We start from the raw sequence: 26,015 nt of genomic DNA, 5'->3' as shown, positions 1-26,015 counted from the left end.
CTAGAAGGACCTGAAGATCGGCGCGAAACCATCCGCGTACTGGCGGATAAAGGCGGCGATCGACAGATAGAGAAGGAAAAGCCCTCCCATCAGCAGGAAGGGCGTCGAGATGAAGAAGATCGGGATCTGCGGCGCCATCTTGTTGATGAGGCCGATCGCCACGTTGAACATCAGGCCGAAGATCAGGAACGGACTTGCCAGTCGCAACATGATGATGGTCGACGCGCGCAGCGTATCCGTCAGCGTGATCAGTATCTTCTGCGAATCGATCAGCGCGCCGACCGGCGTCGCCCCGTAGGAATCGACCAGCGCGCGGAACACGATGTGGTGGAAGTCCATCATGAACAGGAGCAGCAGGCCGCTCAGCGTCAGCAGAATGGTCAGCTGGTTTTCCTGCGAGTCTTCGAAAATGTCATGGCCGCCCGGCGCCGTGAAACCGATCGACATGGTAAGGACCGTGCCGGCAAATTGCATGCCGAGCGTATAGAGCCGGGCTATCAATCCATAGACCGCGCCGATCAGGGCCTCGGTGAAGATCAGGCCGAGATAGGTGGCCGTCGGCTCGGAGGCTCTTGGATAAATCTGATCCCAGAGAACCGGCAGCACGGCCATGGACAGGGCGACCGCCACGAACAATCGCACCTGAACCGGCACGCGGCCGCTTCCCAGCCCCGGGAGAACCATCACGCACGTACCCATGCGGCAAAACGCAAGGAAAAGCGCGAGAATGGTTCCTTGCGGGTCTGTAATCATGCGAGAATCGTCCTTTGCGGACAGTCTATCACGAAATGGCGCCCAGTATCTTGATTTCGAGGCCCTTGGCGAGTTCCACATGGGAAAGAACCGGCAGGGTCGCGAACAGCCGCTCTATGATCATGCGGACGTAGGAACGCGTTTCCGGCGAGGTGACGAGCACGAAGGGCAGGCCGCGATCCATGAATTCGCGGATGACTTTCGTCGCCTGTTCGCTGAACTCTTCAAGCGTGCGCGGGTCGATGTCGAATTCCACCACCTCGCCCTTGCCGTCGCGCTTGAGCGCCTGATGGAACAGCATATCCCATTTGTTGCCGAGACGGAGTACGCGCAACACGCCGTTGTCGGCCAGGTCGCCGCAGAGCTGCTGCGACATGCGAACGCGCACGTGCTCGACGATCTGCTCCGTCTTGCGGACATGCGGGGCGAGCTCGGCCACCGCTTCCAGGATGAGATGCAGGTTGCGGATCGAAACGCGCTCGGCGAGCAGAAGCTTCAGCACTGCCTGCAGGCCGGAATAGGACATATGCGACGAGCAGATCTCGTCTGCGAGCTTCTTGTATTCGGGATCGAGACGCTCGATCAGGATCTTCACATCCTTGTAGGAGAGAAGCTGCGGCAGGTTATTGCGGATGACTTCCGACAAGTGGGTCAGCACGACCGAGACGTTGTCGATCGGGTGGAAGCCTTCACGCTTCAAGTCTTCGGCGAAGGTTTCGAGGATCGACACCGCCGGCATGCCGAAAGCGGGTTCGCGAATCTCGTCGCCCGGGATGCTCGGCTTGCGGCCGGATCCGGTGACCACTAGGACGTCGCCGACCCGCAGGGCGTTCGACGCGATCGTCGTGCCATGGATTCGGATCTGATAGGACTTTTCCTGGATCGAGATGTCGTCGGTAACCTTGATCTCCGGCACCACGAAACCGTATTGCGTCGCGAACTTCTTGCGCATCTTGCCGACGCGGAAGGCGAGTTCCTGGTGGGCGCCAAGCAGCCGGGTGGAGACCTGCTTGCCGAGAGCGAGCTCGATTTCGGACGTCTTGAGAACCGACTTGACGGAGTCCTTCTCCATCTCCTTGGTCTGGACGACCTTCTGCTCCTCGTCTTCGCGACGAGCCTTGTTCTCCGCCTCGATACGGCGCGGAACAAGCCAGGCGCCGAAACCCATCAGGCCGCCGAGCGCCATGAAGGGCAGGAAGGGCAGTCCGGGGATGATCGCCAGAAGCGCCATCAGGCCGGCCGACATCGAAAGGGCCCGCGGATAGCCGCTCAGCTGATCGACGACCGCCTTGTCGGTGGAGCCGGCCGTGCCGCCGCGGGTGACCAGGAGGCCGGCGGCGAGCGAAACGATGAGGGCCGGGATCTGCGTGACGATACCGTCACCGACCGACAGCTTGACGAACACGTCGGCGGCTTCGCCGATCTGCATGTCGTGGCGGAAATAGCCGATGATGATGCCGCCGAAGATGTTGATGGCGGTGATGATGAGGCCGGCGATCGCATCGCCGCGAACGAATTTCGACGCACCGTCCATGGCACCGAAGAAGGAGCTTTCCTCCTCCAGCTCGGAGCGGCGGCGTTGCGCTTCCTTCTCGTCGATGATGCCGGCCGAAAGGTCCGCGTCGATCGACATCTGCTTGCCGGGGATGGCGTCGAGGGTGAAGCGGGCGCCGACTTCCGCGATACGGGTGGCGCCCTTGGTGATGACGATGAAGTTCACGGTGACGAGGATCATGAAGACGATCACGCCGATCACGAAGTCACCGGACATGACGAGGCCGGAGAAGCCCTGGATCACGTTACCGGCCGCGCCATGGCCCTCGTGGCCATGCGACAGGATCACGCGCGTCGTCGCGATGTTGAGGGACAATCGCACCATGGTGGCGATGAGCAGGATGGTCGGGAAGGACGAGAAGTCCAGCGGCCGCTGGATCCACAGCGCCACCATCAGGATCAGGACCGAGAACGCGATCGAGAAGGCAAGGCCAAGGTCGATCAGGAACGGTGGGATCGGCAGGAAGAGGATGCAGAGGATGGCGACGATGCCGCCCGCAAATCCGAGATCGCGACCGTTCGGGGCTACTTTCGGAATGGATAGTGAAGGTGGTTGCGCCATGACTTTCCCGTCTCTTCATGAGATGGCGGCAGGAAGTACTCCTACCAGTTCATGTCCTGCCTAAAGGGCGAAGCTTGCGCGAAGGTGGGTAGATGAAAAAGGATGGGCGGGCGGCAACCGGGTCAGAACCCCGATTGCACCCGCGAAAATACCAGATTGGCGAAAAGATTGATCTGGCCGCCGATAAACGGCGCGGTAATGCCGATCGTGATCATGATGGCGACGATTTTCGGCACGAAAGTCAGCGTCATCTCCTGGATCTGCGTCAGAGCCTGGAGAAATGCGATCAGGACGCCCACGACCATCGCCACAAGGACCGCGGGACCGGAGGCGATCAGGATCGTCCAGATCGCCGCCTGCATGATATCAAGGGCATCGGCTTCATTCATTGCGCCGGCTCCGTCTGCTTCAATGTTTCGGCGTCATGCCGCGTCGTCTGATCTCAAGTCGCCGCAGGGGGTTTCGTTGGCGCCTGATCCGAAAGAACGATTCCCGGCTGGATGAGCACCTTATCACCCTTATCGGTGATCGCCACCAGACCATCGGAGTAGATTTCCACCTGTTTGATGATGCCGGTGGTCTTGTCGTCGGCGCTGGTGATATACTTGCCGATCATATCGGCTGCCTGCGAGAACGAGTTCGCCTGGATGAGCGACTGCAGGTTCGAGTTCATCTTCACGGACTGCTCGACCTGCGAGAAGGTGGCGAGCTGGGCAATCTGCTCGCTCGCATCCATCGGATCGGTCGGATCCTGATACTTCATCTGGGCGATGAGGAGCTGCAGGAAGTTGTCGTAGTTCAGGCCTGCAGCCGACGCGTCGGACGACGCCGCCTTGCCATTGCCGGAGGCATAAGGGTTGTTGGTGTTGATCGGGTCTACCGCCATGGTGCGATCTCCTTGCGAATCCGCTCGACAGTTGCCGGCGCGAGTTCCCGATTGTTGAGGATACGGTCTTCGATGGGGTAGAGCGCACGGATTGCCTTCAGAGCGTCGAAGGCCCGGCCAGATGCAACCATACCGTCGATGCGCTTGAGTTCCGCCAGCATCTCATCGTCGGTAAAGCAGGTCAGCAGCATTGCCACCGACTTGCGGAACAATGTCGTCGACTGTTCCTTGCCATCCGGGTTGATGAGCATCATCTGGGCGATAAAGTAAAGCTGCCGAAGCGGCGTCGTCGCATCTTCCGGCTGAAGAACATGGTTCTCCAGAAGGAACGTGACGTCATTGAGAAATTCCAGCGCGACCTTGCGATCAACGCGCAGAACCGCGCCGTTGATAAATATCCGCTCGCCGGATTTCAAAGAGATGCGAAGCGTACTTTTCATTTAAGTCCATCCCTGATGATGGTGGTCACATCGATAATGCCCTGGAAATTGGTCGATTCGCGGTTTCTGATCTTTTCGCATTCCTTCAGTATCCAGATTGCGATCGAGATCAGATCCGCACGAAGTTCATTGGCCAACTCGTTATCCGGATGCTTCAGATCCTCGACAAAGCGGATCCAGACACGCCGGGTGTAGAACAACGCCTCAACCGTGGTGCGCGTATAGTTCTTCTCGTCGCGAGCCGCGATCAGAAGATCGATAGAACGATCCAGGGCCTGCCGCTCGCGATCCTTGGCGTTGGCAACGCCGTCCTCCATGATCTCGGCATATGAAAATTGGTACATTCATGTATCCTTCGTCACGAGCCTTCCTTTATTCATCAAAGGAAGTTGGCCAGGCTCAGCTGCTGTATCTTTGCCGTTACTGTATATGCAGTTTCGAGAAGCGTCTTCATCGTGTTGAGACGGGTTGCCGCCTCCGCCGGATCGACGTTCTCCATGCTTCCGAGGCTGGTCGTCAGAATGTCTTTCTGCGCCCGCAACCTTTCCTCAGCCTTGGAGACGCGTTCGGTATAGATACCCACCGACGTCCGCTGCTGGTTGATGCTGCCCTCGCTGTTCATCGCCTTGTTGATGACGCTGGTGGTACGCGTGGCCACGGCTGCACGAGCGTCCTTGTCCATCCCGGTCTGCAGGTATTCCATCGAGACGATCGACGCGAAAGCGAAGTTCCGCATGCCCTGGCTGTTGGCGTTGGTCGAGCTTTCGACCACTTCCGTCGGGCTGATGCGGCTCTTCATGTTGTCGTCGCTGGCATCCGAGAAAAAGGTCTTCCAGAAGTCCTGGCCTACGACCCCCGCGGGATGCGGCGGGTTCGTCAGCGGCGAGGAACCGTTGAACTTGCCTTCCAGTTTATCCAGGAAGCCGTTCATCTGGGCCTGCGTCATCTGCTCCTTGCTCGGAATGGCATTGTCCGAAAGGTACTGAGTAAGTTCGGCGGCGACCGCGGCCTTGGCCGGCGATCCCGGCGCGAAATAATCATCGAGCGGCTTCACGTCGGAATTGATGCCGGAGAAGATATATTCGCCCTGAACGGCAGTGTTGGCGAAGTTGGTGAACGCGTCCAGCGCGTCGGACATGGCCATGCGCGCCGTCGACAGGCTCGTCTCGTCGGCCGAGCTTCCAAGCGTCAGGATCGCGCTCTGGATCTTCAAACCCTGCTCGTTCATGCTCTTGAGCGCAAGTTCGGCTGTTTCGAGACGCTGCGTCGCGAGCGCGGCCGTGGTCAGAAGCGAGTCGGTGCGGGTGATGTCGCGGGAAAGATCGATAGCGCGCGAGGTATTGGCGCCAAGCGTGACGCCGAGATCGGCGTGCTTCTGGCTCACCGCCTCCTGGTTCGCCTTCACCATCTCGCGCTGAACGTTCGAGATGGAGTTTCGCATCGTGGTCTGGATCGACAATGTGGAAATGAAAGAGGTCTTCATGATCAGCTCGCAATATCCAAAAGGGCCTTCATCATATCATCGACCGTCGACATGAGCTTGGCGCCGGCCTTGTAGGACTGCTCGATATCGAGAAGCAGGGACAGTTCCTCGTCGAGGCTGACGCCCGTGTTGCTGGAAAACGCTTCAAGACTGCGCGACAGCATGGCCGTCTTCGTCTCGTCTGCGGCGGTCGCCGTGCTGCGAAGCTGCTCGAGCCAGCCCATGGAGTCCGCGGCAAAAGAGAGGACGTCCGGCGCATCGGCGATTTCCGTGTCCGTATCGAAAACCATCGGGCCGGTCAGGTTTTGGTTGTACTTGTCGAGGAGGTCGCCGTAGCTGCTGCCGCCCGTGTTGACGATGTAGGTCACGCCGTTGATGCCACCGTCGCGCACCTTGTCGGGCGTGCCTGCCGGGGGGACTACCACCGGATTGACGAAGATCTTGGAGGCGAGGCCCGGAACGATCGTGCCGGCGGCGGGAATGGCCGTCTGCTGCACGCCGGCGGCATCCTTGTATGTAAAAAGGCCGGTCATCGGAGCCAGTGCGCCGGTCGGTCCGGTTTCCGCAAACGAGGTGATCAGACCGCGGGCGATTTCGTCGAGCTGGCTCTGGAAGGTCGGCGCGATCTTGTCGCGGATCTGCATATGCGCCTGGAGCGAGCCCTTGGCGGTCGTATTGCCCGAATCCCCGGCCTTGAGCGCCACGCCGTCGATATAGACGCCGTTGCCGGTCGTCGATGCGTCGAAGGCTGCGGTAGGCTGGAATGTCACCTTGCGCGGTACCGCCTCGAACAGCGTGGTGCCGTCCGTGGTGTAGAGCACCATGTCGTTGCCGCCGCGGGTATAGGACGTGACCCCGACGATTTCGGAGATCTTCTTGACGAGGCCGTCGCGCTCATCAAGAGAGTCGTTCGGATCCGTGCCGCTGGAGACCGCGTTCTTGACCTGGTTGTTGACGGTCTCGAACTTCGCAAGCAGCGCGTTCAGATCGGTGACGTTCTGCTTGATCTGATCGTCCGCATCCTTGCGGATCTGCTGAAGCTTGTCGGAGGCGATGTTCAGGCCGGCCGCAACGTCCCGGGCGCTTGAAATGAAGGCGATGCCGATGCCGGTATCGTTCGCCTTTCCGGCGAAAGCATCGAGATTGTTGCGGAAGGAGGCAATCAGCTTGGCGGGGGAGAGCTCGTTGTCGTTCCCCCCCATCAGGTTCTTGATTTCCTGCAGGCCGTCCAGCACGGTCCGCTGGCCGCTGGCGATCGACGAGCTTGCGATCGTCTGGCGCAGCAGCGGCTCGCTGTAGGAGCGTGTAATGTCGCCGATAATGGCCCCGTTGCCGCCGGTCACGACCATTGCGGATCGGCGGGTGTAATCGGGGTTCTGAGCATTAGCGATGTTCTTCGCCGATACAGCCGACTGCGTGCCGGAGTTGGTGAAGATCGACTGTGCCGTAGACAATGCTGATGCGAGCGACATTTTTTACTAACCTCTTGAGACTTATTCTCTCGATCGTCGGTCCGATTATCTCTTCAGATTGATCAGGACGTCCATCAGGTCGGAACCGGTCTGGAAGACCTTGGAGTTCGCGGTGTAGACACGCTGCGATTCGATCATTTCCGTCAGTTCGCTGGCGATATCGACGTTGGAGCTTTCAAGCGCGCCCGAGTAGATCTGGCCGAAGGCGCCAGCCTGCGGGAAACCGATGGTGACGACGCCCGAGTCGTTGGTCGGCAGGTAGACGTTGCCGTTCTGCGGAAGCAGCTTGTCGATGCTCGGAACCGTTGCCAGCGCGACCTGGTAGATCGGACGGCGACCGCCATCCTGATAGACCGCCGTGACCAGGCCATCGCCGCCGATTTCGACGTCGGTGATCGGGCTCGGCGCATTGCCGTCGATGATGCCCTTGCCCGGGGTAAAGGCGGTCGCGAACTGCGTCATATCCGAGAGGTCGATGGCGATCGCCTGTGCAGGGGTAGCGCCGTCGTTCGGGTCGGTGAAGGTGATCGCCTTCGGCGAGGCCGCCGTCAGCTTGTTGGTGTTCGGGTCAAAAGCAAGCGTTACCGTCTGCTGCACAAGAACCTTAGGCGCCGTCGCAGTGTAAGGAAAACCGCCATTGGTAGCCTGGTCCTGGCGATAGACCGAGACTTCCCAGGTATCAGGGCTGGCAGTTGCCTTGGTATAGTAGAAATCATAGAGCACCTTGGCACCGGCGTGGTCGTAAGCGGTCAACGAGCTCTTGTTGGTGATGACAGCAGTTGCCGCGTTAGCACCCGGACGGTTAGCAAGCGGAACCACAGCCGCTCCCTTGTCCAGGTTGGCCGGGAAGCTGCCTTTGGTCGAAGGCGAGGACACCATGCCGAAGTCGTTGATGTTGATTTCCTCGAGGCCGTTGAAGCCGTTGACGACGGCGGCCGGCGGGTTGGTGCCGTAGGGATAACCCATCAGGTTGAAACCGGCGGTGTTCTTGAGGAAGCCCGTCGCGTCCTTCACGAAGGCACCGGCGCGGGTCAGGTAGGGAGTACCGTTCGGATCGCTGACGATGAAGAAGCCTTCGCCCTGGATGGCAAGGTCCGTCGACGACGTCGTGTACTGGATGCCACCCTGTTCCGCGATGCTGTAGCGGACGTTGGTTTCGACACCGCCGGAAGAATACGAACCCTGGGTCGAGGGCAGAACCAGCGTGGAGAACGCCGTGGAAGAACGCTTGTAACCGACGGTGCTCGAATTCGCGATGTTATCGCCAACGGTGCCGAGACGGTTTGCCTGAGCGTTCATGCCCGAGACGGCCGTTTTCATCGTGCCGAAAATACTCATAGGAAATCTCCGTTTTGTCTGATGGAGAGAGTAAGTGGTGGGCCTTGCGTGAAGCTGTCTGCTTACGTTCCCCGCCGAAAATATGCGGCAAGGCCCTCTTAAAAAAATCAGCTCCAGTCGATGCAATAGCCAAGGAAACGCTTGGAATCGACCGGATCGAAGCCGAGCTTCTTGCGCAGCTTCTTGCGCAGCTTGCTGATGTGGCTTTCGACGACGTTCTCTTCGACTTCCTCGTCGAAGATGCCGTAGATCGCGTTGAAGATCTGGGTCTTAGAAACGCGGCGACCGCGATTGGAGACCAGGTATTCGAGGATGCGGCGCTCGCGGCGCGGCAGGGCAAAGACGTCGCCGTCGATTTCCGGGTCGCGACCGTCGGAGAATACCCGGATCGAACCGATGTCGGTGAAATTCGAGATCGCCTTCAGCCGGCGACGGATCGCAGCGGCACGCGCCAGGATCTCGCGGGGATGGATGGGCTTGCGCACCACGTCGTCCACGCCGCTGTCGAAGAAGGCAAGGGTCGCCTCCAGGGATGGCTGATCGCTGACTGCGATCACCGGTGCCATGGACCGGTCCCGGATGGCCCGCGGCAGTTCGAGCGTACGCTCGCCCTGGCCGATCAGGAAGGCTTCGACCGCGGCAATATCCGAGTCAGCCGCCGTACTCACCCATTCGCCGAATTCTTTTGGATCGAACCCCTGGGAAGGAATTCCTTCACGTCCAAAAAGAGATGTGTAACCGTCTTTCACGAGCTCACGCTCATCAACCACTACGATCATTCGTCCGCCTCCGAATCACTTGTGGTGTTTCAATATGTCTATGGGTACGAATCGGCGGAATCCGAGACAAGCTGTGTGAAGTTAACCAAACAAATTAATAGTTGATTAATAACTGCACCGCGATTTGCACTAGATGTAGTGGGTGCACCAAATTCGGACACAAACTTTCAGTGGAAAAATTAACGCATCGTAAAAGAAGACTTGCGTGGCCATTTTCGCCATAAACGCAAATCGCTGCAATTTTGCGATTCTTTATTTCAGTGATTCAACTGGGGATTGTCTAACTGGCGCAGAACTGGGAAGCGTTGGAGGTCCACTCTCCGTAGCCTGTGGCAACGAGATTGCTGATCACCCGGCAGACATATTGCTTCTGAGCGGGATTATTGTTCGGTCCGGCGTGGTATCGTGCCACCGCCATCGTCCAGGTCTCGTGTTTGTCGTGCAGGTTCCGGAGGAACTTTGCCGCGTATTCCACATTGCGTTTCGGGTCGAACATCTCTTCCGGCGAAGAGAAATTTTCGCCGTGAAAATGGTGATTGATCTGCATGCAGCCTATATCGATGAGCTTCCTGCCCTGCCGTTTGGCGTCGTAAAAGGTCGTCATCGCCGCCTGCTGCGAGGAAGCGAAATAAGCCTTGCCCTCGACATTCATGGCATAGGCGCTGAGGCTGCCCTTGCGGCCGGTCTCGGTGAGACCGACCGAATAGAGAATGCCTTCCGGTACGCCGTATTTCGCCGCAGCAGCCTGTATTTCCCGCTCGCAGACGCCTGAACTCAAAGGCGCACTGGTATTCGGTGCGCTGTAGGCGGGCGCTCTGACAGGCGTGCGCGGTGTCGCTGGAGCCCTGCTGGGCGGCGTGGCGGGCGCAGCTGCGCCCTCCTGCCCTCCCCAACCTCCGGAACTGAAGAGCGATCCGGCGTCGGCGTCAGAGGTAGAGCTGACCAGGACGAGCGCCACCAGGAGCGGTACCAGCCACATTGTCCGATGCCGCGTCATTTGCGTTCCTCGTTCCCTGATCTGCGGCCTGGCGCTCCCCATTCTGCTGCTGGCCGCGGCCGGCAGCCTGGCCCTGACGATCGCCTTCAGCCATGGCCTGCTGGCCGCTCTGGCCGGGCTGCCCCGGCTGGCTGCTGGTACCATCGGAATCCGCCGTCGGCGCGATGCTGATGGTCACCTGGTCGACCGCGAAGCCCTGGGCACGCAGCGCATCCAGGATGCCGCCGCTGTCTTCGCTGAGCTGGCGATAGGCCGCTCGGGTCTCGACGGTCAGATGAACATTGAGTTCTTCGCCATGAAGCCGCAGCGTGGCTGTCACCGCGCCGAGATCGTGCGGGTTCAACTGCAGCTTCAGCGTATTCACCACAGTGCCGGTGCTGCTCTGTGCCGCTGCATTCGAAAGCGCCGAACTCGGGCTCATGGCGCCCGCCCAATCGGCATCTCCCGACAGCATCGCGCTGAGATTGGCGCCGTTCGAATTCGGTGCGAGCCCGAGGAAGCGGCGTGCGTCGAGCACGGTGATGTTTTCGGCGGCACCGCCCGACGGCGATCTGAATTCCGCCGTGCTGCGCTCGCCCCGGCCACCGACAGCCATATCGACATGCTGGTCGGTACGCGCATTGCTGAAACGGAAGACACGCGTGCCGGGAACACTCCGGTCCGCATCCACCGGCGTCGAAAGCGGGTCCCCTTCCGCGCCGCCGGCGCCTGCGTGCTTGGCATCCTTCAGGTCGAGGGCATCGACTTCGCGTCCACCGTCATCCTGACCCCTGGTCCGCTTGTTCTGCTGCCCGGACGCATTTTTGGATACCATCGCATTGATAGCGCCGGTCGCCTCACCGCTCGTCAAAAGCGACAGCATGTCGGTGATCTTAGCATCGTCTGCGGCCAGCATGGAGACATCGAGCTCTTCGCTGCCCTCCGTCTCGGCCTGCGCGTCCTTTTCGGATCTGCCGGGACGCTTGCCTTGAACCTCGTCCGATTTCCGCGCGACAGCTTTTGCGGCCTCCAGGGCTTCGCGAAGCTTCCTTTCGGCGGTGGTCATCTGCTTTTCTTTGGGCTCGTTCACCGGCGCCTGCTTCAGGGCGCCGGCGGAATCTTCCGCCTCCTCGATCGGGCGGCGGAGGGATTGCGGCTTGATGTCGATGATCGGCTTAGGCTTGCCCTGCTTCACGTCGCCAGCCATGCGTTCTTCCGCAGAAGACGCACGGGCGTCCTCGTCCGGCACGTCGCCGGCACTCGAAGGCGCATCGCGGTCAAAATCGGAAAGAGCATCGGAGAAGCCGCCGGCTGAACCGTCGGCACCTTTGCGACCGGCAACGCCCTGCTTCGTGGACGAAGCCGCGTCGGCTGGGCCAGTCTTACCACCACCAAGAATGTCAGTAATCATTTGGAAGGGTTCTCCTCCTTCAGCATTTCGTCGATAGCACTCAATTTCGAACGACCGCTATCGACGAATGTCTGGAAGGCCGGATCGAATTTGGCAGCGGTGCCGGCCATCGGACTTTCCGTGGCGGAGGCAGGCCCAGCGATCTCATTCCTGGGCAACGCGACTGGAGATTTCGCGTCTTCTGTATTGGTCACTTTGATAGCTTTATCTTGTGCGAGGCTGTCGACCGTAGGCCGGGTAACAACTTGCTCCGCCACCACTTTTGCGGCCTGCCGCAAAGCACGGTCACGCGGTGAAAGCGCTTCCTCGGGAACGTCGGCTATCGCCTGAATGGCCTGCCCGATGTCCTTCGTCGGGATATTGGCGAACCCGCCATAAAGCTTCGCGAGCGCCTCGGGCGTCGGAGTTTTGGCAAGCGATTCGGCCTTTGCGGAGGCGAGACGCGCAAGATCGTTCTTGCCGGCGATCGCAGCCGAACGCGCAATGCGCAGGAAAATCTCACGGCGCCGGTCGGCGTCCATGAATTCCAGCGCTCCGTCGATATCGTCCTCCGTGATCTCGCCGAAATGGCCGACGGCCAGCTGCACGAAGAAATCGGCGAACTGGCTGGCGTAGGGCGAATGGATGAAACGCCGCGCGTATTTCCGCGAATAGGAGAGCGCCGGCGCCACCATATTGGCATCGACGGTAATCGCCACCGATCGACGCAGCGCGGCCTCCTCGATGATCGTGCCGGGCGCCGTCAAGCGTGCCCAGTCGTAAAAAACCAAGGCGCCCTTCGTATCCTTGGCGACCATCACGTTTCCGCTGACGAGCGAAAGGTAGGGACCGATCTTCTCGTCCCGATATTCCTTGGCCATTTCGCTGAGGCTTTTTTCGATCAAAGTCCCGCGGCCGCCGAGGTATTTTCTCAACCCGTCGGCAACGCGGTTATCGAAATTGCCCGCGACGTCGCGCGAGGCCAGGTATTCGAGCGTAGCGGGATTGCCGCCGCTCATGGCGTAGATCAGCGCCGCGTCGACATTGCGCGGATCCTCGAAGATAGACGGGGGCGCCGTCCGCAGGCGCTGGTCGATCGTCCCCAGCATGAAGCGCTGCATTTCCGCGGCCGAGTGATCGCCGAGCACGACGGAATCCTGCACGAATTGCAAGGACCGAAGCATCGCATAGGGCGCAAGGTCCGTACGATCCTGAGCCGATGCCGCAGGCGCGAATGCGACCCCGAAAACGAGGCCGGCCGCAACCAAGGACTTTATGCCCACAGCCATCACTATCCCTCGTCCGCCTCGAGCAGGATTTCGATACGCCTGTTTGCGGCGGCAAGCGGATCGGCCGGCACCTGGAGGCGCCTGTCGGCGAAGCCGGAAACCTGTTTGATGCGATCTTCCGCCAAGCCGCCATGCACCAGCATGTAATAGGCGCTGTGAGCACGGGACATGGAAAGGCGCCAATTGTCGTTCTCGGTACCCTTGAACTGACGACCGTCCGTATGTCCGCGCAGGACGATGCTGCCCTTTCGATCCTTGAGGATCTGGCCGATCTTCTCCATCGCCAGCACCATTTCGCGGCGCGGCACAGCCGAACCGATGTTGAACATCGGATCATCCGCCTGGTCGGAGATCGACACCAGCAGGCCGCCTTCGGCAGGCGTAACGACAAGACCTTCCGCGAGCTTGCCGGCGATACCGGAAATCTGCTGCTGGATTTCCTTCTTAAGCTCGTCCGCAGCCTTCAGTTCCGCCTGCTCTTCCGCTTTCGCGCCGTCTTCCGGCTTTTGTCCGTTGAGGTTGGCAGGCTTGGCCGCGTGCGCCCCCGGGGCCGTCTGCGGCTTATCCATCTGCGTCGGGTCGGGACGCGGGGTGGGAATGGCAACAGCCATTTGGGTCTGTTGCAGTTGTGTGTTGGCTTCAGTGGATTGCGGCGCCTGCTGGTATTGCGGCGCCTGCCCCATCTGGGCGAGCGGATCGTCACTCGCCGTGGTCTTCACAGCCTGCTCGGGCCCTTCGGCGCGCGACATCTGCATCTGCTTGGTCCAGAAGTCCGGATCGAAGGGGTCGCGGTAGGCCTGGCCGCCATCGGCACCGGTCGCGGGGCCTGAATCACTGGCACCGCCCTCGCCCTTGGCGCTGACATTCGCCTGCTGGCCCACTTGCTGAGCGATCTCGGCAAGAACGGAATAGGGGTTTTCGAAGAAGTCCGCCTCGGAATAATTGGGTTCATCACCTGACGTCGAGGTCATGTCCTCCCCGGTCGCCGCCGCGGAGCCCTGAACGTTGCCCTCGGCCTTGACCTTCGACTTCTCGCCGTTTTCCTGGCCCTCGGCCGCATCGACCGGCTTTTCCAACCCCTTCGAGGCCGGAGTCTCGTCGGAAAGCTTGATCGGGTTGAAATAACTCGCCATCGAGGCTTTCGTCTCCTCGTTGGCGGCATTGACCAGCCACATGACGAGGAAGAACGCCATCATCGCGGTCATGAAGTCGGCATAAGCGATCTTCCAGGCGCCGCCATGGGCGCCGTCGTCGTGTCCGCCGCCATGTCGCTTGACGATGACGACCTCGTTCTTGCCGTGGTGATGGTTTTCGCCTTCGCTCATCCCAATACCTTCTTCAGACTCGCCAGCCATGCGGACATCCGGGTCACAAGGGCGCTCTCGCCGATGTCGACCGCAATATCGAGGTCAGGCGCTTCGATGTGGCGCAGGAGTGGGGTGGGCTCTCCAAGCGCAGTTTTCAGTTTTTCGAACAGATGCAGCGGACCGCGGACGGTCAACGTGCCGACGTCGCCCTCGAGTATTGCGCTGCGGATGATATCCGCCATGTCGGATATCGCCTTGGCGACGAGCGCTTCGTCGAGGAGAGGTGACAGGATCCTTGCCGTCTGATCGCTGACCACCTGCGCCGTCAATCCGGCAATGCCCTGAAGTCCGGTCGCGATCATCGCAGCCGCTTCGGTTTCATATTTTTCGCGCAGCGCCGCCATCTCTTCGGCATGCGCGGTCAGAAGCGCCTGCCGCTCCTCATCAAAACGTTGTTGAAGCTCCCCGGACGCCGCGTCATGGCCCTTCGCATAGGCTTCGGCGCGTTCGGCTTCGATATCGACAGGCTCCTCAACGACAGTGGGAAAAGCCGAATCGTCTTCGAAGCCATCGCCGAAACCATCGGCCAGCAAGGGCAACGGTGGGGCCTGCGGCTCGCTGAAATCCTTCAGGTAGCGGGCGAGCGAAGCACTCATCGAGCGCCCCCCTGCCCTGCCGTCGGCTTTCGTTCGAGGCTCGTCATGAGCCTCCCGAAAGCGCAAATCGTCACCGCTGCAATCATCGTATCATCCCGACAAGGTTGCCATTCGTTTGTCCCCGGCGACACAAGACACTTCGCCGGACCTTAGCGGAACGGTAGGAAGTTAAACTTGCGCGAGGATGAAGATACCGCATTGCATCGAACCTCGCGGACAGGTTCGACCGAGCATCAGGCGGCGGCCGGGTGACCGGCGCCGCGCAGTCTTAACCCTGCCGGAACAACTGCAGGATGTTTTCGGCGTTGGTGTTGGCGATCTGGAGCGACTGGATGCCGAGCTGCTGCTGAGTCTGCAACGCCTTCAACCGCGTCGATTCTTCGTTCATGTCCGCATCGACCAGTCGGCCGACACCCTTGTCGATCACGTCGGTCAGGGAGGCGACGAAGCTTTCCTGCAGATCGATGCGCTTCTGGATCGAGCCCAGGCTCGAAGCGGCGCTCGTCATCGCCAGAAGCTGTTTGTCGAGGAAACGCTCCATCATATCAAGCACAGCGTCAGTGTTCGGCGCCGAGCCCGGGACCATCGTGTTCATCTTTACGACGAGGTCGTTCAGCTTGTTGATGTCGACCGTGGTGACCGACATCCCAAGTTTTCGGTTGTTGAGATTGTTCGCAGCAGTCACAACGAAATAATATTTTGTCGTGCCGTCGTCGTGAGCCGGGGTCGTTACCGCCGGTGCCGTAGCCGGATCGGTCGTCGTCACCTGAGCCCACTTGCCTTCCGCGACCTTCAGATAAAAATTGCCGCCGACTGCGTAGATGCTCGTGTCGATTGTATTCGTATCCGCGCCCAGCGCCATCAATTGGCTTTCGGCGAGAACCGAGACGGCGTAGGACGCGTTCGTCGAACCCATCGTGCCGTTGGAAGTGGTCATGTCCACGGCGACTTCGGTCTCGGCAACGAACTTCACGGACGAGTCCAAGATGCCGAGATTGCCGCCGTTGAGGTCGAAAAGGACCGTCTTGGAATCAAGCGTATAGTCGACGGTCTTGACCGCGACGTCACCGGAGGCGGTGCGGGTGAACGACGCAACCACCTGTTTGACGACCGGCTTTTCCTGAGCGTTGGTACCGCCGTCGCTGATATAGTCCTGAAGCCAGTTCTCGCCGGAGAAGGTCGCCGAGTCCGAGATGCTCCTCAGCTGTTCCTGGAGCTGGGCGATTTCTTCCTGGATCTTGCCGCGATTGGAGCCGACGCCGTAAGCCGCAACGATCTTGGATTTGATTTCGACGACGGTGTCGATCGCACTTTCCATCGCCGTGTAGGCGGTGTCCACCTTGGCGGCGCCGAGGCCCAGCGCGTCCTGGATGGTCGAGAGCGCATGATTGTCGGAACGCATCGTGGTTGCGATCGACCAGTAGGCGGCATTGTCCGCGGCCGTCTGGACACGCATGCCCGAGGAAACCCGCGCCTGAGTAATTTCCATGTTGCGGTCGATCGAGCGCAACGTCTGCAGGGCAGCCATAGCGGCGGGATTGGTCAGGATACTGGTCATCGGCCGTGCCTCGGTCAAATGGTCTGGAAATCCGGAGTACTTCACCGGAAACGACGAGAGGCATCATGCGTACCGCTACTCAGCATCACAGATGCGGGCGGTCTGTCGTTCTTAACAAATCGTTAAATCGACAGTTATCAAACCCGGTTGAGGATTGGCAAGAAGTTAATGAAGTCTTAACGGCCTATCCGACAACCGTGCAGGTTTCGCGCAAGCCACGCGCCAAACGCGAAAAACCGCGCCTCTTTCGAGACGCGGTCTTCTTTCCGGAATATTTGCTATCACGCCAGCAGAGCAGGACGAAACCGCTCCTAGCCTAGAGCGCCGCTTACTGACGGAAGAGCGACAGAATATTCTCGGAACTGGTATTGGCGATCGAGAGCGACTGGATCGCAAGTTGCTGCTGGGTCTGCAGGGCCTTGAGCCTGGTCGACTCTTCGCTCATGTCCGCATCCACCAGTCGGCCGATGCCGCTGTCGATGGAGTCGGTCAGCTTGGAGACGAAAGCTTCCTGCATGTCGATGCGCTTGTTGATCGACCCGAGTTTTGCCGTTGCGCTGATGAGCTTTTCGAGCTGACCATCGACGAACGAGTTGAGAGCGGCCATGAGATCGGCGTCATTGGCCTTGGTTCCCATCCCGAGATAGCTGACACCGTTCGAATTGCGATAGTCGTCGAGCTTGGTGATATCCAGTTCGGAGATGGAGATGTTGGCGGCGTACTTGATGCCTGCGGTTGCCGTTGCACCGGCCGAGAAATCGTATCCCTTGGTGGTGTAGACAGCGTCGATGTAGGCGCCGCCGACCTTGATGAGATAGGTGCCGCTGGTGCCGGACGTATAGATGCCGGTGGTGTCGCCCTTCATGTAGACGCCGCCGCCGACATCCTTCCAGAGCGCGTCCGTTGCGTAAAACGCGGCAGTGTTGATCTTGCCGAAGTAGTCCTTGTGGTTGGTCGTGCCATCGTCAAAGTTGATCGCCCGGAAGCCATTGAAGGAATTGCCGTCGAGCAGGCCGCCGTGACCGCCGCTCAAGTCGAACAGGACGTTCGTTTCGTTCAGAATGACATCCACCGATTTGACAGCGACGTTGCCATCGGGATCGCGGATGAACGAGCTCACAACCTGCTTGACGACCGGGCTGGCCGCGTAGATCACGCCCGTGGTGGGGTTGGAGGCACCGCCGACTTCGGCCTGCAGCCAGTTTTCACCGGAGAACGAAGCAGAAGAAGTGATGCTCTTCAACTGATCCTGCAGCTGCGAGATTTCTGCCTGGATCTTCGCCTTGTCGACGCCGGCTTCCGAGGCGGTAACGAGCTTGTTCTTGATTTCCTTTACGACGTCGACAACGCTTTCCATTGCGGAATAGGCGGTATCAACCTTTGCGGCGCCGAGACCGAGGGCGTCTTGAACCGCGGAGAGAGCGCCGTTGTCGGAGCGCATGGTGGTCGCGATCGACCAGTAGGCGGCGTTGTCGGAAGCAGTACCGACGCGCAGACCGGAGGAAACCCGGTCCTGAGTGGTCTGCATCTGGCTATCGATGTTACGGAGAGTCTGGAGAGCAGACATAGCTGCAATGTTGGTAAGAATGCTGGTCATTTTGGTTTGCCCCTTGATTGGCTAGATGGAAGGGACATTTCCGGGATTACACCGGTGAACGTTGGCTTGGCCTGATGCCTGTTAACCTTTTCTTCGTCTTGGTTAACCCATCGTTTCGATGAGCCCATTTAGGGAGGAAATGGTTAACAAAGGTTAAATGGAATTTAGGAAAGTTAACAAAAACTACCGGGACATAAAAAAAGCCGCGCCCCAAAAGGGCGCGGCTTCTTTGTGCGGAATGACGCGTCTTGTTAACGGAAGAGCGACAGGATGTTCTGCGAGTCGGAGTTGGCAATCGAGAGCGACTGGATCGCCAGCTGCTGCTGGGTCTGCAGTGCCTTGAGCCTGGTCGACTCCTCGTTCATGTCCGCATCCACCAGTCGGCCGACACCCTTGTCGATCGAGTCGGTGAGCTTGGAGACGAAGTCCGACTGCATCTCGAGCCGCTTCGCAACGGCGCCGAGCTTGGCCGCCCCACTGTTCATCGCTTCCAGCTGACCGTCGACGAACGAGGTCAATGCCGCCATGATATCTTCATCGCTGGCTCTGGTGCCGAGGCCGAGATAGCTGACACCGCTGGAGTCGCGATAGTCTTCGAGCTTGGTGATGTCGAGGTCGGAAACCGAGATGTCCGTCCCGTACTTGATGCCGCCCGTCGCCGTCGCGCCGGCCGAGAAGTCGTAACCCTTGGTCGTGTAGATCGCGTCGATGTAGGCGCCGCCAACCTTGATCATGTAGGTGCCGTTGGAGCCCGAAGAGTAGACGCCGTTGGTATCGCCCTTCATGAACACGCCGCCACCGATGTCCTTCCAGACAGCGTTGGTCGCATAATACGCCGACGTGTTGATCTTGCCGAAGTATTCCTTCTGGTTCGTCGTGCCGTCGTCGTACTTGATGGCGCGGAAACCGTTGAGGGCGTTGCTGTCGAGAAGACCGCCGCGGCCGCCGCTCAAGTCGAACAGGACGTTGGTTTCGTCGAGGACGACGTTGATGGACTTGACCGTGACATTGCCCTCGGCATCACGGATGAACGAACCGACGAGCTGCTTGGTGAGTTCGCTGGAGGCGTAGATGATGCCGGTGGTCGCGCTCTGCGAGCCGCCGATTTCGGCCTGGAGCCAGTTTTCGCCGGAGAACGAAGCGGAGGAAGCGATGCTCTTCAGCTGGCTCTGCAGCTGGGTGATTTCTTCCTGGACCTTGGACTTATCGACGCCCGGTTCGGAAGCGGCAACCAGCTTGTTCTTGATTTCGGTGACGACGTCGATAGCCGATTCCATGGCGGAATAGGCAGTGTCGACCTTGGCGGCGCCGAGGCCGAGAGCGTCCTGAACTGCGGAAAGAGCGCCGTTGTCGGAACGCATGGTGGTCGCGATCGACCAGTAGGCAGCGTTGTCGGAAGCAGTCCCGACGCGCAGACCCGACGAAACTCGGCTCTGCGTGGATTCCATATCGGTTGCGATGCCGCGCAGCGTCTGCAGAGCAGACATAGCTGCAATGTTGGTAAGAATGCTTGTCATTTTAGGTGCCCCTTGAGTGGCTGATTACGAAAAGGGACATTCCGGATTTCACCGGGAACAGCGGGCAGCATCATGCTTGTTAACCATTTAATTTTCTTGGTTAACTCACTGTTTCGATGCTGTTAGGTAACCGCAATATGGTTAATGAATATTGAAGCTGATCGGGAAATTGAGAAAAGCGATTAGGAAATTGAAAAAGCCGCGCCCGAATTCGGACGCGGCCCTTTTTTAAGTCCATGGCGTGGTCAGCCTCCGCGCCATTTTCCCTGTGTCGATTAACGGAACAGCGACAGGATGTTCTGCGAGTCGGAGTTGGCAATCGAGAGCGACTGGATCGCCAGCTGCTGCTGGGTCTGCAGTGCCTTGAGCCTGGTCGACTCCTCGTTCATGTCCGCATCCACCAGTCGGCCGACACCCTTGTCGAAGGAGTCCGTCAGCTTGGAGATGAAGTCCGTCTGCATGTCGAGGCGCTTCGATACGGCGCCGAGCTTGGAGGCAGCGCTGTTCATCGATTCCAGCTGACCGTCGACGAACGAGGTCAGTGCCGCCATGAGGTCTTCGTCACTGGCCTTGGTGCCTAGGCCGAGATAGCTGACACCGCTGGAGTCGCGGTAGTCTTCGAGCTTGGTGATGTCGAGGTCGGAAACCGAGACGTCCGTGCCGTACTTGATACCGGTCGTTGCGGTCGCACCAGCCGAGAAGTCGTAACCCTTGGTGGTGTAGACAGCGTCGATGTAGGCGCCGCCAACCTTGATCATGTAGGTACCGTTGGAGCCCGAAGAGTAGACGCCGTTGGTATCGCCCTTCATGAACACGCCGCCGCCGATGTCCTTCCACTGGGCAGTGGTCGAGTAGATCGCCGACGTGTTGATCTTGCCGAAATATTCCTTGTGGTTGGTCGTGCCGTCGTCGAAGCTGATGGCGCGGAAACCGTTGAGGGCGTTGCTGTCGAGAAGACCGCCGTGGCCACCGCTCAGGTCGAACAGGACGTTCTGTTCGTCGAGGAGGACGTTGATGGTCTTGACAGCTACATTGCCGTCGCTATCGCGGATGAACGAACCGACGAGCTGCTTGGTGATCTCAGTGCCGGCCTGGATGATGCCGGTGGTGGCGTTCTGAGTGCCGCCGATTTCGGCCTGGAGCCAGTTTTCGCCGGAGAACGAAGCAGAAGAAGCGATGCTCTTCAGCTGGCTCTGCAGCTGGGTGATTTCTTCCTGGACCTTGGACTTGTCGACGCCCGGTTCGGAAGCTGCAACCAGCTTGTTCTTGATTTCGGTGACGACGTCGATAGCCGATTCCATGGCGGAATAGGCAGTGTCGACCTTGGCGGCGCCGAGGCCGAGAGCGTCCTGAACCGTCGAGAGCGAACCCTTGTCGGAACGCATGGTGGTCGCGATCGACCAATAGGCAGCGTTGTCGGAAGCAGAACCGACGCGCAGACCGGAAGAAACGCGGCTCTGCGTGGATTCCATGTCGTTGCTGATGCCGCGCAGCGTCTGCAGAGCAGACATAGCTGCAACGTTGGTGAGAATGCTAGTCATATTGATTGCCCCTTGAATGGCTAATTGTAGGAAGGGACATTCCGGACATCACCGGGAACAGCGGTCAGCATCATGCTTGTTAACCATTTAATTTTCTTGATTAACTCACCGTTTCGATGGTCCAAGAATGCAGCAATATGATTAAGGAACATTGAAGTGATCCAGAGAATAAAAAAGGCCGCGTCCGAATTCGGACGCGGCCTTTTTTGAAGGTCGATGGCGCGGTCAGCCGCCGCGCCATTTTCCCTGTGTCGATTAACGGAACAGCGACAGGATGTTCTGCGAGTCGGAGTTGGCAATCGAGAGCGACTGGATCGCCAGCTGCTGCTGGGTCTGCAGTGCCTTGAGCTTGGTCGACTCCTCGTTCATGTCCGCATCCACCAGTCGGCCGACACCCTTGTCGATCGAGTCGGTGAGCTTGGAGACGAAGTCGGACTGCATGTCGATGCGCTTCGAGACCGCACCGAGCTTGGCCGCAGCACTGCCCATCGCTTCCAGCTGACCGTCGACGAACGAGGTCAGTGCCTGCATGAGATCCTCATCGCTGGCTTTGGTACCCAGACCGAGGTAGCTGACACCGCTGGAGTCGCGATAGTCTTCAAGCTTGGTGATGTCGAGGTCGGAAACCGAGATATCCGCTCCGTACTTGACGCCGGACGTTGCAGTCGCACCAGCCGAGAAGTCGTAACCCTTGGTCGTGTAGACTGCGTCGATGTAGGCGCCGCCGACCTTGATCATGTAGGTACCGTTGGAGCCCGAAGAGTAGACGCCGTTGGTGTCGCCCTTCATGAACACGCCGCCGCCGATGTCCTTCCACTGGGCAGTGGTCGAGTAGATCGCCGAGGTGTTGATCTTGCCGAAGTATTCCTTCTGGTTCGTCGTGCCGTCGTCGTACTTGATGGCGCGGAAACCGTTGAGGGCGTTCTGGTCGAGAAGGCCGCCGCGGCCACCGCTCAAGTCGAACAGGACGTTGGTTTCGTCGAGGACAACGTTGATGGACTTGACCGAGACGTTGCCGTCGCTATCACGAACGAACGAACCGATGAGCTGTTTGGTGATCTCAGTGCCGGCCTGCATGATGCCGGTGGTGGCGTTCTGAGTGCCGCCGACTTCGGCCTGGAGCCAGTTTTCGCCGGAGAACGAAGCAGAAGAAGCGATGCTCTTCAGCTGGCTCTGCAGCTGGGTGATTTCTTCCTGGACCTTGGACTTGTCGACGCCCGGTTCGGAAGCGGCAACCAGCTTGTTCTTGATTTCGGTGACGACGTCGATAGCCGATTCCATGGCGGAATAGGCAGTGTCGACCTTGGCGGCGCCGAGGCCGAGAGCGTCCTGAACCGTCGAGAGCGAGCCCTTGTCGGAACGCATGGTGGTCGCGATCGACCAATAGGCAGCGTTGTCGGAAGCAGAACCGACGCGCAGACCGGAAGAAACGCGGCTCTGCGTGGATTCCATGTCGTTGCTGATGCCGCGCAGCGTCTGGAGCGCGGCCATCGCCGACACGTTGGTGAGAATGCTAGCCATAGTTGATTGTCCCTTTGAACGAAATACATGGAGGGGGACATACCGGACTGTATATTTTACCGGCACTTCGGTCCGGCATCATGCCAACTCGGTCTCTTCAATCTGAAGGAACACCAAACCCGTCGTGTGAGTCAAATCTCGCAGCAAATCCTTGCTAAGTTCTTTAAACAGCACGAGGACCTGAAAGCCGTTCGACCAGCATAATTAACGAAAGGTGTACGACGTGCCCGGCTTCCGGGAAGTCGGCTTCATGCAAGGTTGGCTTGTCACGATGCGCGGTGAAGCCGATTTGCCGGGACGCCGGCACAACTTTACTGGAGCGGGAAGCCTTGAAACCCCTGAAGATACAACGGCAATACGTCGCAGCACAAAATCACTTCGACAAAAAAGAATATCACGATGTATTGGGCATCCTGAACAAGCTGCTGGATGTTCACAAGGATCCGAGGCACTACGCACTCCTGGGCGCAACTCTGTTGAAGCTCAAGATGAAGACCGAAGCCGCCCAGGCGTTCCAGCTTGCGGGGGGCATGGAATCTCCCCACAAGATCAAATACATGCGCGAAGCCATGCGGCTTCACTTCTCCAACAACGACGATATCAACGTCCTTCGTCTCGGTGCGCGCATCCTCAAGGAGGCAATCGCCGATCCGGATATGGCCGTTCTGATGTCGGGCGCCCTGATGCGCCAGGAACTGGACGGCGCCGAGGCCTTTCGCAACACCCTGGCCAGAAGCGACGAGCCGACACACCGCCAGCTTGCAGCGCGTTCGATCCGGCTCCAGGATCGAAGCGACGAAGAGAACAAATGCATCCTCGAGATCTTTGAGAAAGACCCCGAGGATCGGATCGTGCGCAATTTCTATCTCTCAGCCATGAGAGACGCCCTCGATTACGATATCATCCGCAAATACGAGCCTATCCAATTCGAGGAAATCGCCAGGGGTGAATTCGAAGCGATCGCCGACGAGGTGTCGCTCTTCAATCTACGCTGGTGCGACGACGAAAAGACGAACGCCATCGCGGGCTCCAGAATGGGCGAGAGAAAGCCCAAAAACGCCGCCTCGAAAAGGCACAACATGCCGCATCGCTGGGGCAGCAAGCTGCGCATAGGCTATCTCTCTGCCGACCTTTGGACGGAACACGCCGTCATGAAGGCGCTTCGCGGCATATTGGAATCGCACGACAAGAGCCGTTTCGACATCACGCTCTTCTGCAACGCTCCTGCCGAACGGCTGCGCAACGACAACAACGCCATCCGCGAGGAATGGGGTAGGGTTGTCCGGATCCGGGGCATGACGGATGACGAGGCGGCCGAAGCCATCAAGGCCGAGAATATCGACATCCTGGTCGACCTGCAGGGGCATACTGCGGAAAACCGGGTATTCGTGATGAACCGGCAGACCGCGCCCGTGCATGCGACCTGGCTCGGTTACCCGGGCACTGTGGTCAACGTCGACATCGACTACCTCATCGCGGACAAAACGGTGGTGCCGGAAAGCTCCTTCCCGAACTATTACGAGAAGATCTGCTGGATGCCCGAGACGTTCTTCCCGAACGAAGCGGTTCACCGCCCGATGCCGCAGCCGATCGATCGGGCGCTCTGCGACATGCCGCAGGACGCCTTCATCTTCTCGTGCTTCCACAGCCACTGGAAATTCACGCCTGCAACCATCGACCTCTGGGTCCGCGTCCTCAAGGAAACGCCGGAAAGCTATCTGTTCCTGATCTGCCGCGAACGGTTCGGTGCTCGAAAGAACCTGATCAAGGCCTTTGCGGAAGCGGGAATCCCCGAGAGCCGCCTGATGTTCGGCGATCGCGTCAACAACTATGCAGCCTATATCAACCGTATCGGCCTGACGGATCTCGGTCTCGACACCTATCCATATAACGGCCACACGACGACTTCCGAAAAGCTGTGGGCCGGACTTCCGATGCTGACCCACAAGGGCAAGAACTTTGCCTCCCGGGTCAGCGAAAGCCTGCTGAACGCGCTCGGCCTGCCGGAAATGGTCGCCGAGGATCAGGATGATTTCGTTCGCCGGGCGGTCCATTACTACAACAACCGCGAGGAGCTCAAAGAGGTCCGCAAACGGCTCGAGGCAAACCGCTTCACGCACCCGCTGTTCGACGCCGAACGGTATTGCCGGCATCTTGAAACCGCCTACACGATGATGGCCGACAAGGCCAAGGCCAAGATCAAGCCCGACCACTTCAGCGTTCCGGCCCTCCCGCCGCGGGAAGGCCCCTTCAGCTCACGCAATAGCTGATATGCGAATGGAAACGGCGGGAATCCCCCGCCGTTTCCATTTCAGCAGCTCTGCTGCCAGTTAATTGAAAGAACGAACCAGGCTCCCGACCAGCAGGTTCCAGCCGTCGATCAGGACAAAGAAAAGGATCTTGAAGGGCAGCGAGATCGATGTCGGCGGCAGCATCATCATACCCATTGCCATGGTGATTGCAGCGACGATCATGTCGATGACCAGGAACGGCAGGATGATCAGGAAGCCGATTTCGAAACCGCGCCGTATTTCCGAAAGCATGAAGGCGGGGACCAGGACGCGGTAGTCTACGGCCTGCGGCGTGCCGACGGACTGGTTTCGCTCCCGGGCGATTTCGACGAAGAGTTCAAGATCCTTGTCGCGCGTATTGGCTGACATGAACACCCTGAACGGCTCCGCGATCCGTTGAACCGCCTCCGCCTCGGTGACCCGGTTCTGAAGAAGCGGCTGGACGCCCTCGTTCCACGCCCTGTCGAAGGTGGGCGACATGACATAAAACGTCATGAACAGCGCCATCGAGACCAATATCATGTTCGACGGCGCGGTCGACAGGCCCATGCCCGAGCGCAGGATCGAGAAGGCGATCACGATCCGTGGAAAGCTCGTGACCATGATCAGGATGCCGGGGGCGACGGAGAGAACCGTCAACAGCCCGAAAGTCCGGATGATCCACGCAGCTGCGGAACCATCGACCGGCAGATTGAGAAGATCCGCCGGCGATTGCTGGGCGAGCGCGAGCCCGGGTGCCGCCATCAGAGCGACGAACAGGTAGATCAGCCGAATCATGCGATCACGAAGGTCCTTTGCGTCATCTTCGATAGTCACCCTGACCAATGCAGGTCAACACCTGCGGGCCGGATGCGGGGGCTCGTACACAGAAAGCACGCTGCCCTGATCAAACCACAATGGCTGGGCTGCCGACGCGATCTTCATTCAGCTTGGCGCAAGTCTGGTCGAATAGCCTCAATCCAGGAATAGCTAATGGACGTACAGAGCCTGGAAAAGCCCCGTGCTGGCTCTCACGTCGATCGGAAGCGCCTCGGAACCCTGCCGCTGAGCGTCCCTTGCTTGCGGCGAACCCGCTGCGCTTTCGAACAAATCAGATCGAGGAAAT

At 59.3% G+C, this 26,015-nt stretch carries 22 protein-coding genes; 1 reads left to right on the top strand and 21 read right to left on the bottom strand.

Translation table 11 applies throughout. From position 1 onward, the window contains the following. The 20 genes from fliR to LZK81_RS29305 all read right to left on the bottom strand — a co-directional run bounded on the left by fliR (position 1) and on the right by LZK81_RS29305 (position 22,619). Positions 1-753: a flagellar biosynthetic protein FliR gene (fliR, locus tag LZK81_RS03675; protein ID WP_046603260.1), complete on the bottom strand. Its 753-nt coding sequence runs from the start codon at positions 751-753 to the stop codon at positions 1-3. A 28-nt stretch (positions 754-781) separates the two neighbouring features. Continuing rightward, on the bottom strand, positions 782-2,869 hold the full coding sequence (flhA, locus tag LZK81_RS03670; RefSeq protein WP_037085218.1) for a flagellar biosynthesis protein FlhA: 2,088 nt from the start codon (positions 2,867-2,869) through the stop codon (positions 782-784). Between the two features lie 122 nt (positions 2,870-2,991). Further along, positions 2,992-3,258 carry a flagellar biosynthesis protein FliQ gene (fliQ, locus tag LZK81_RS03665; protein ID WP_037085216.1) on the bottom strand — a complete coding sequence of 89 codons (267 nt, stop codon included), beginning with the start codon at positions 3,256-3,258 and terminating at the stop codon, positions 2,992-2,994. A gap of 53 nt (positions 3,259-3,311) precedes the next feature. Next, on the bottom strand, positions 3,312-3,755 hold the full coding sequence (gene flgD / locus LZK81_RS03660) for a flagellar hook assembly protein FlgD (RefSeq protein ID WP_046603259.1): 444 nt from the start codon (positions 3,753-3,755) through the stop codon (positions 3,312-3,314). Further along, a complete protein-coding gene (flbT, locus tag LZK81_RS03655) occupies positions 3,746-4,195 on the bottom strand; it encodes a flagellar biosynthesis repressor FlbT (protein WP_037085211.1) in 450 nt (149 codons plus the stop codon). Before flbT ends, flgD begins: the two co-directional genes overlap by 10 nt. Further along, positions 4,192-4,539, bottom strand: a complete 348-nt coding sequence (flaF, locus tag LZK81_RS03650; RefSeq protein WP_037085209.1) for a flagellar biosynthesis regulator FlaF — start codon at positions 4,537-4,539, stop codon at positions 4,192-4,194. Before flaF ends, flbT begins: the two co-directional genes overlap by 4 nt. 35 nt (positions 4,540-4,574) lie before the next feature. Continuing rightward, positions 4,575-5,678 (bottom strand): flagellar hook-associated family protein, encoded by a 1,104-nt coding sequence (locus LZK81_RS03645; RefSeq protein ID WP_046611708.1) that lies wholly within the window; start codon positions 5,676-5,678, stop codon positions 4,575-4,577. Between the two features lie 2 nt (positions 5,679-5,680). After that, on the bottom strand, positions 5,681-7,150 hold the full coding sequence (gene flgK, locus LZK81_RS03640; protein WP_233955221.1) for a flagellar hook-associated protein FlgK: 1,470 nt from the start codon (positions 7,148-7,150) through the stop codon (positions 5,681-5,683). Positions 7,151-7,195: 45 nt separating this feature from the next. Further along, the gene (locus LZK81_RS03635; RefSeq protein WP_233955220.1) at positions 7,196-8,488 is read right to left on the bottom strand and encodes a flagellar hook protein FlgE; all 1,293 of its coding nucleotides are present in this window, start codon (positions 8,486-8,488) and stop codon (positions 7,196-7,198) included. A gap of 107 nt (positions 8,489-8,595) precedes the next feature. Beyond that, positions 8,596-9,267 (bottom strand): transcriptional activator Rem, encoded by a 672-nt coding sequence (gene rem, locus LZK81_RS03630; protein ID WP_038539784.1) that lies wholly within the window; start codon positions 9,265-9,267, stop codon positions 8,596-8,598. A gap of 280 nt (positions 9,268-9,547) precedes the next feature. Next, positions 9,548-10,045: a transglycosylase SLT domain-containing protein gene (locus LZK81_RS03625; protein WP_233955219.1), complete on the bottom strand. Its 498-nt coding sequence runs from the start codon at positions 10,043-10,045 to the stop codon at positions 9,548-9,550. 148 nt (positions 10,046-10,193) lie between these two features. After that, positions 10,194-11,654: a flagellar hook-length control protein FliK gene (locus LZK81_RS03620; RefSeq protein ID WP_233955218.1), complete on the bottom strand. Its 1,461-nt coding sequence runs from the start codon at positions 11,652-11,654 to the stop codon at positions 10,194-10,196. Then, entirely contained in the window at positions 11,651-12,922 is a 1,272-nt protein-coding gene (motC, locus tag LZK81_RS03615; RefSeq protein ID WP_233955217.1) for a chemotaxis protein MotC, read from the bottom strand. The genes LZK81_RS03620 and motC overlap by 4 nt, the downstream gene beginning before the upstream one ends. Positions 12,923-12,924: 2 nt before the next feature. Beyond that, a complete protein-coding gene (locus LZK81_RS03610) occupies positions 12,925-14,247 on the bottom strand; it encodes a MotB family protein (protein ID WP_233955216.1) in 1,323 nt (440 codons plus the stop codon). Next, positions 14,244-14,885, bottom strand: a complete 642-nt coding sequence (locus LZK81_RS03605; RefSeq protein WP_046624916.1) for a hypothetical protein — start codon at positions 14,883-14,885, stop codon at positions 14,244-14,246. Before LZK81_RS03605 ends, LZK81_RS03610 begins: the two co-directional genes overlap by 4 nt. 268 nt (positions 14,886-15,153) lie before the next feature. Beyond that, positions 15,154-16,443, bottom strand: coding sequence for a flagellin (locus tag LZK81_RS03600; RefSeq protein ID WP_046603252.1), 1,290 nt, complete (start codon positions 16,441-16,443; stop codon positions 15,154-15,156). A gap of 328 nt (positions 16,444-16,771) precedes the next feature. Next, positions 16,772-18,040, bottom strand: coding sequence for a flagellin (locus tag LZK81_RS03595; RefSeq protein WP_046603251.1), 1,269 nt, complete (start codon positions 18,038-18,040; stop codon positions 16,772-16,774). Positions 18,041-18,291: 251 nt separating this feature from the next. Next, on the bottom strand, positions 18,292-19,557 hold the full coding sequence (locus LZK81_RS29315; protein ID WP_046624915.1) for a flagellin: 1,266 nt from the start codon (positions 19,555-19,557) through the stop codon (positions 18,292-18,294). Between the two features lie 275 nt (positions 19,558-19,832). Next, positions 19,833-21,098, bottom strand: coding sequence for a flagellin (locus LZK81_RS29310; RefSeq protein ID WP_046603249.1), 1,266 nt, complete (start codon positions 21,096-21,098; stop codon positions 19,833-19,835). A gap of 255 nt (positions 21,099-21,353) precedes the next feature. Further along, positions 21,354-22,619, bottom strand: coding sequence for a flagellin (locus tag LZK81_RS29305; RefSeq protein WP_046611712.1), 1,266 nt, complete (start codon positions 22,617-22,619; stop codon positions 21,354-21,356). A 488-nt stretch (positions 22,620-23,107) separates the two neighbouring features. Between LZK81_RS29305 and LZK81_RS03560 the strand changes: the two genes are divergently transcribed. After that, a complete protein-coding gene (locus LZK81_RS03560; protein WP_233955215.1) occupies positions 23,108-24,889 on the top strand; it encodes a glycosyl transferase in 1,782 nt (593 codons plus the stop codon). A 60-nt stretch (positions 24,890-24,949) separates the two neighbouring features. Here the strand turns inward: LZK81_RS03560 and fliP are convergent, their stop codons facing one another. Further along, positions 24,950-25,687, bottom strand: a complete 738-nt coding sequence (fliP, locus tag LZK81_RS03555; protein ID WP_046603247.1) for a flagellar type III secretion system pore protein FliP — start codon at positions 25,685-25,687, stop codon at positions 24,950-24,952. Between the last annotated feature and the right edge of the window lie 328 nt (positions 25,688-26,015).

The organism is Neorhizobium galegae (genome assembly GCF_021391675.1).
GTDB lineage: Bacteria > Pseudomonadota > Alphaproteobacteria > Rhizobiales > Rhizobiaceae > Neorhizobium > Neorhizobium galegae_B.
The sequence above is the reverse complement of the archived record's forward strand: the minus strand, read 5'-3'. Positions and strand labels throughout refer to the sequence as shown.

What these genes read in the sequence shown, in the direction of transcription:
- fliR (WP_046603260.1), bottom strand. Translation starts at nt 753, where the DNA reads ATGATTACAGACCCGCAAGGAACCATTCTCGCGCTTTTCCTTGCGTTT.
- flhA (WP_037085218.1), bottom strand. Translation starts at nt 2,869, where the DNA reads ATGGCGCAACCACCTTCACTATCCATTCCGAAAGTAGCCCCGAACGGT.
- fliQ (WP_037085216.1), bottom strand. Translation starts at nt 3,258, where the DNA reads ATGAATGAAGCCGATGCCCTTGATATCATGCAGGCGGCGATCTGGACG.
- flgD (WP_046603259.1), bottom strand. Translation starts at nt 3,755, where the DNA reads ATGGCGGTAGACCCGATCAACACCAACAACCCTTATGCCTCCGGCAAT.
- flbT (WP_037085211.1), bottom strand. Translation starts at nt 4,195, where the DNA reads ATGAAAAGTACGCTTCGCATCTCTTTGAAATCCGGCGAGCGGATATTT.
- flaF (WP_037085209.1), bottom strand. Translation starts at nt 4,539, where the DNA reads ATGTACCAATTTTCATATGCCGAGATCATGGAGGACGGCGTTGCCAAC.
- LZK81_RS03645 (WP_046611708.1), bottom strand. Translation starts at nt 5,678, where the DNA reads ATGAAGACCTCTTTCATTTCCACATTGTCGATCCAGACCACGATGCGA.
- flgK (WP_233955221.1), bottom strand. Translation starts at nt 7,150, where the DNA reads ATGTCGCTCGCATCAGCATTGTCTACGGCACAGTCGATCTTCACCAAC.
- LZK81_RS03635 (WP_233955220.1), bottom strand. Translation starts at nt 8,488, where the DNA reads ATGAGTATTTTCGGCACGATGAAAACGGCCGTCTCGGGCATGAACGCT.
- rem (WP_038539784.1), bottom strand. Translation starts at nt 9,267, where the DNA reads ATGATCGTAGTGGTTGATGAGCGTGAGCTCGTGAAAGACGGTTACACA.
- LZK81_RS03620 (WP_233955218.1), bottom strand. Translation starts at nt 11,654, where the DNA reads ATGATTACTGACATTCTTGGTGGTGGTAAGACTGGCCCAGCCGACGCG.
- motC (WP_233955217.1), bottom strand. Translation starts at nt 12,922, where the DNA reads ATGGCTGTGGGCATAAAGTCCTTGGTTGCGGCCGGCCTCGTTTTCGGG.
- LZK81_RS03610 (WP_233955216.1), bottom strand. Translation starts at nt 14,247, where the DNA reads ATGAGCGAAGGCGAAAACCATCACCACGGCAAGAACGAGGTCGTCATC.
- LZK81_RS03605 (WP_046624916.1), bottom strand. Translation starts at nt 14,885, where the DNA reads ATGAGTGCTTCGCTCGCCCGCTACCTGAAGGATTTCAGCGAGCCGCAG.
- LZK81_RS03600 (WP_046603252.1), bottom strand. Translation starts at nt 16,443, where the DNA reads ATGACCAGTATCCTGACCAATCCCGCCGCTATGGCTGCCCTGCAGACG.
- LZK81_RS03595 (WP_046603251.1), bottom strand. Translation starts at nt 18,040, where the DNA reads ATGACCAGCATTCTTACCAACATTGCAGCTATGTCTGCTCTCCAGACT.
- LZK81_RS29315 (WP_046624915.1), bottom strand. Translation starts at nt 19,557, where the DNA reads ATGACAAGCATTCTTACCAACATTGCAGCTATGTCTGCTCTGCAGACG.
- LZK81_RS29310 (WP_046603249.1), bottom strand. Translation starts at nt 21,098, where the DNA reads ATGACTAGCATTCTCACCAACGTTGCAGCTATGTCTGCTCTGCAGACG.
- LZK81_RS29305 (WP_046611712.1), bottom strand. Translation starts at nt 22,619, where the DNA reads ATGGCTAGCATTCTCACCAACGTGTCGGCGATGGCCGCGCTCCAGACG.
- LZK81_RS03560 (WP_233955215.1), top strand. Translation starts at nt 23,108, where the DNA reads ATGAAGACCGAAGCCGCCCAGGCGTTCCAGCTTGCGGGGGGCATGGAA.
- fliP (WP_046603247.1), bottom strand. Translation starts at nt 25,687, where the DNA reads ATGATTCGGCTGATCTACCTGTTCGTCGCTCTGATGGCGGCACCCGGG.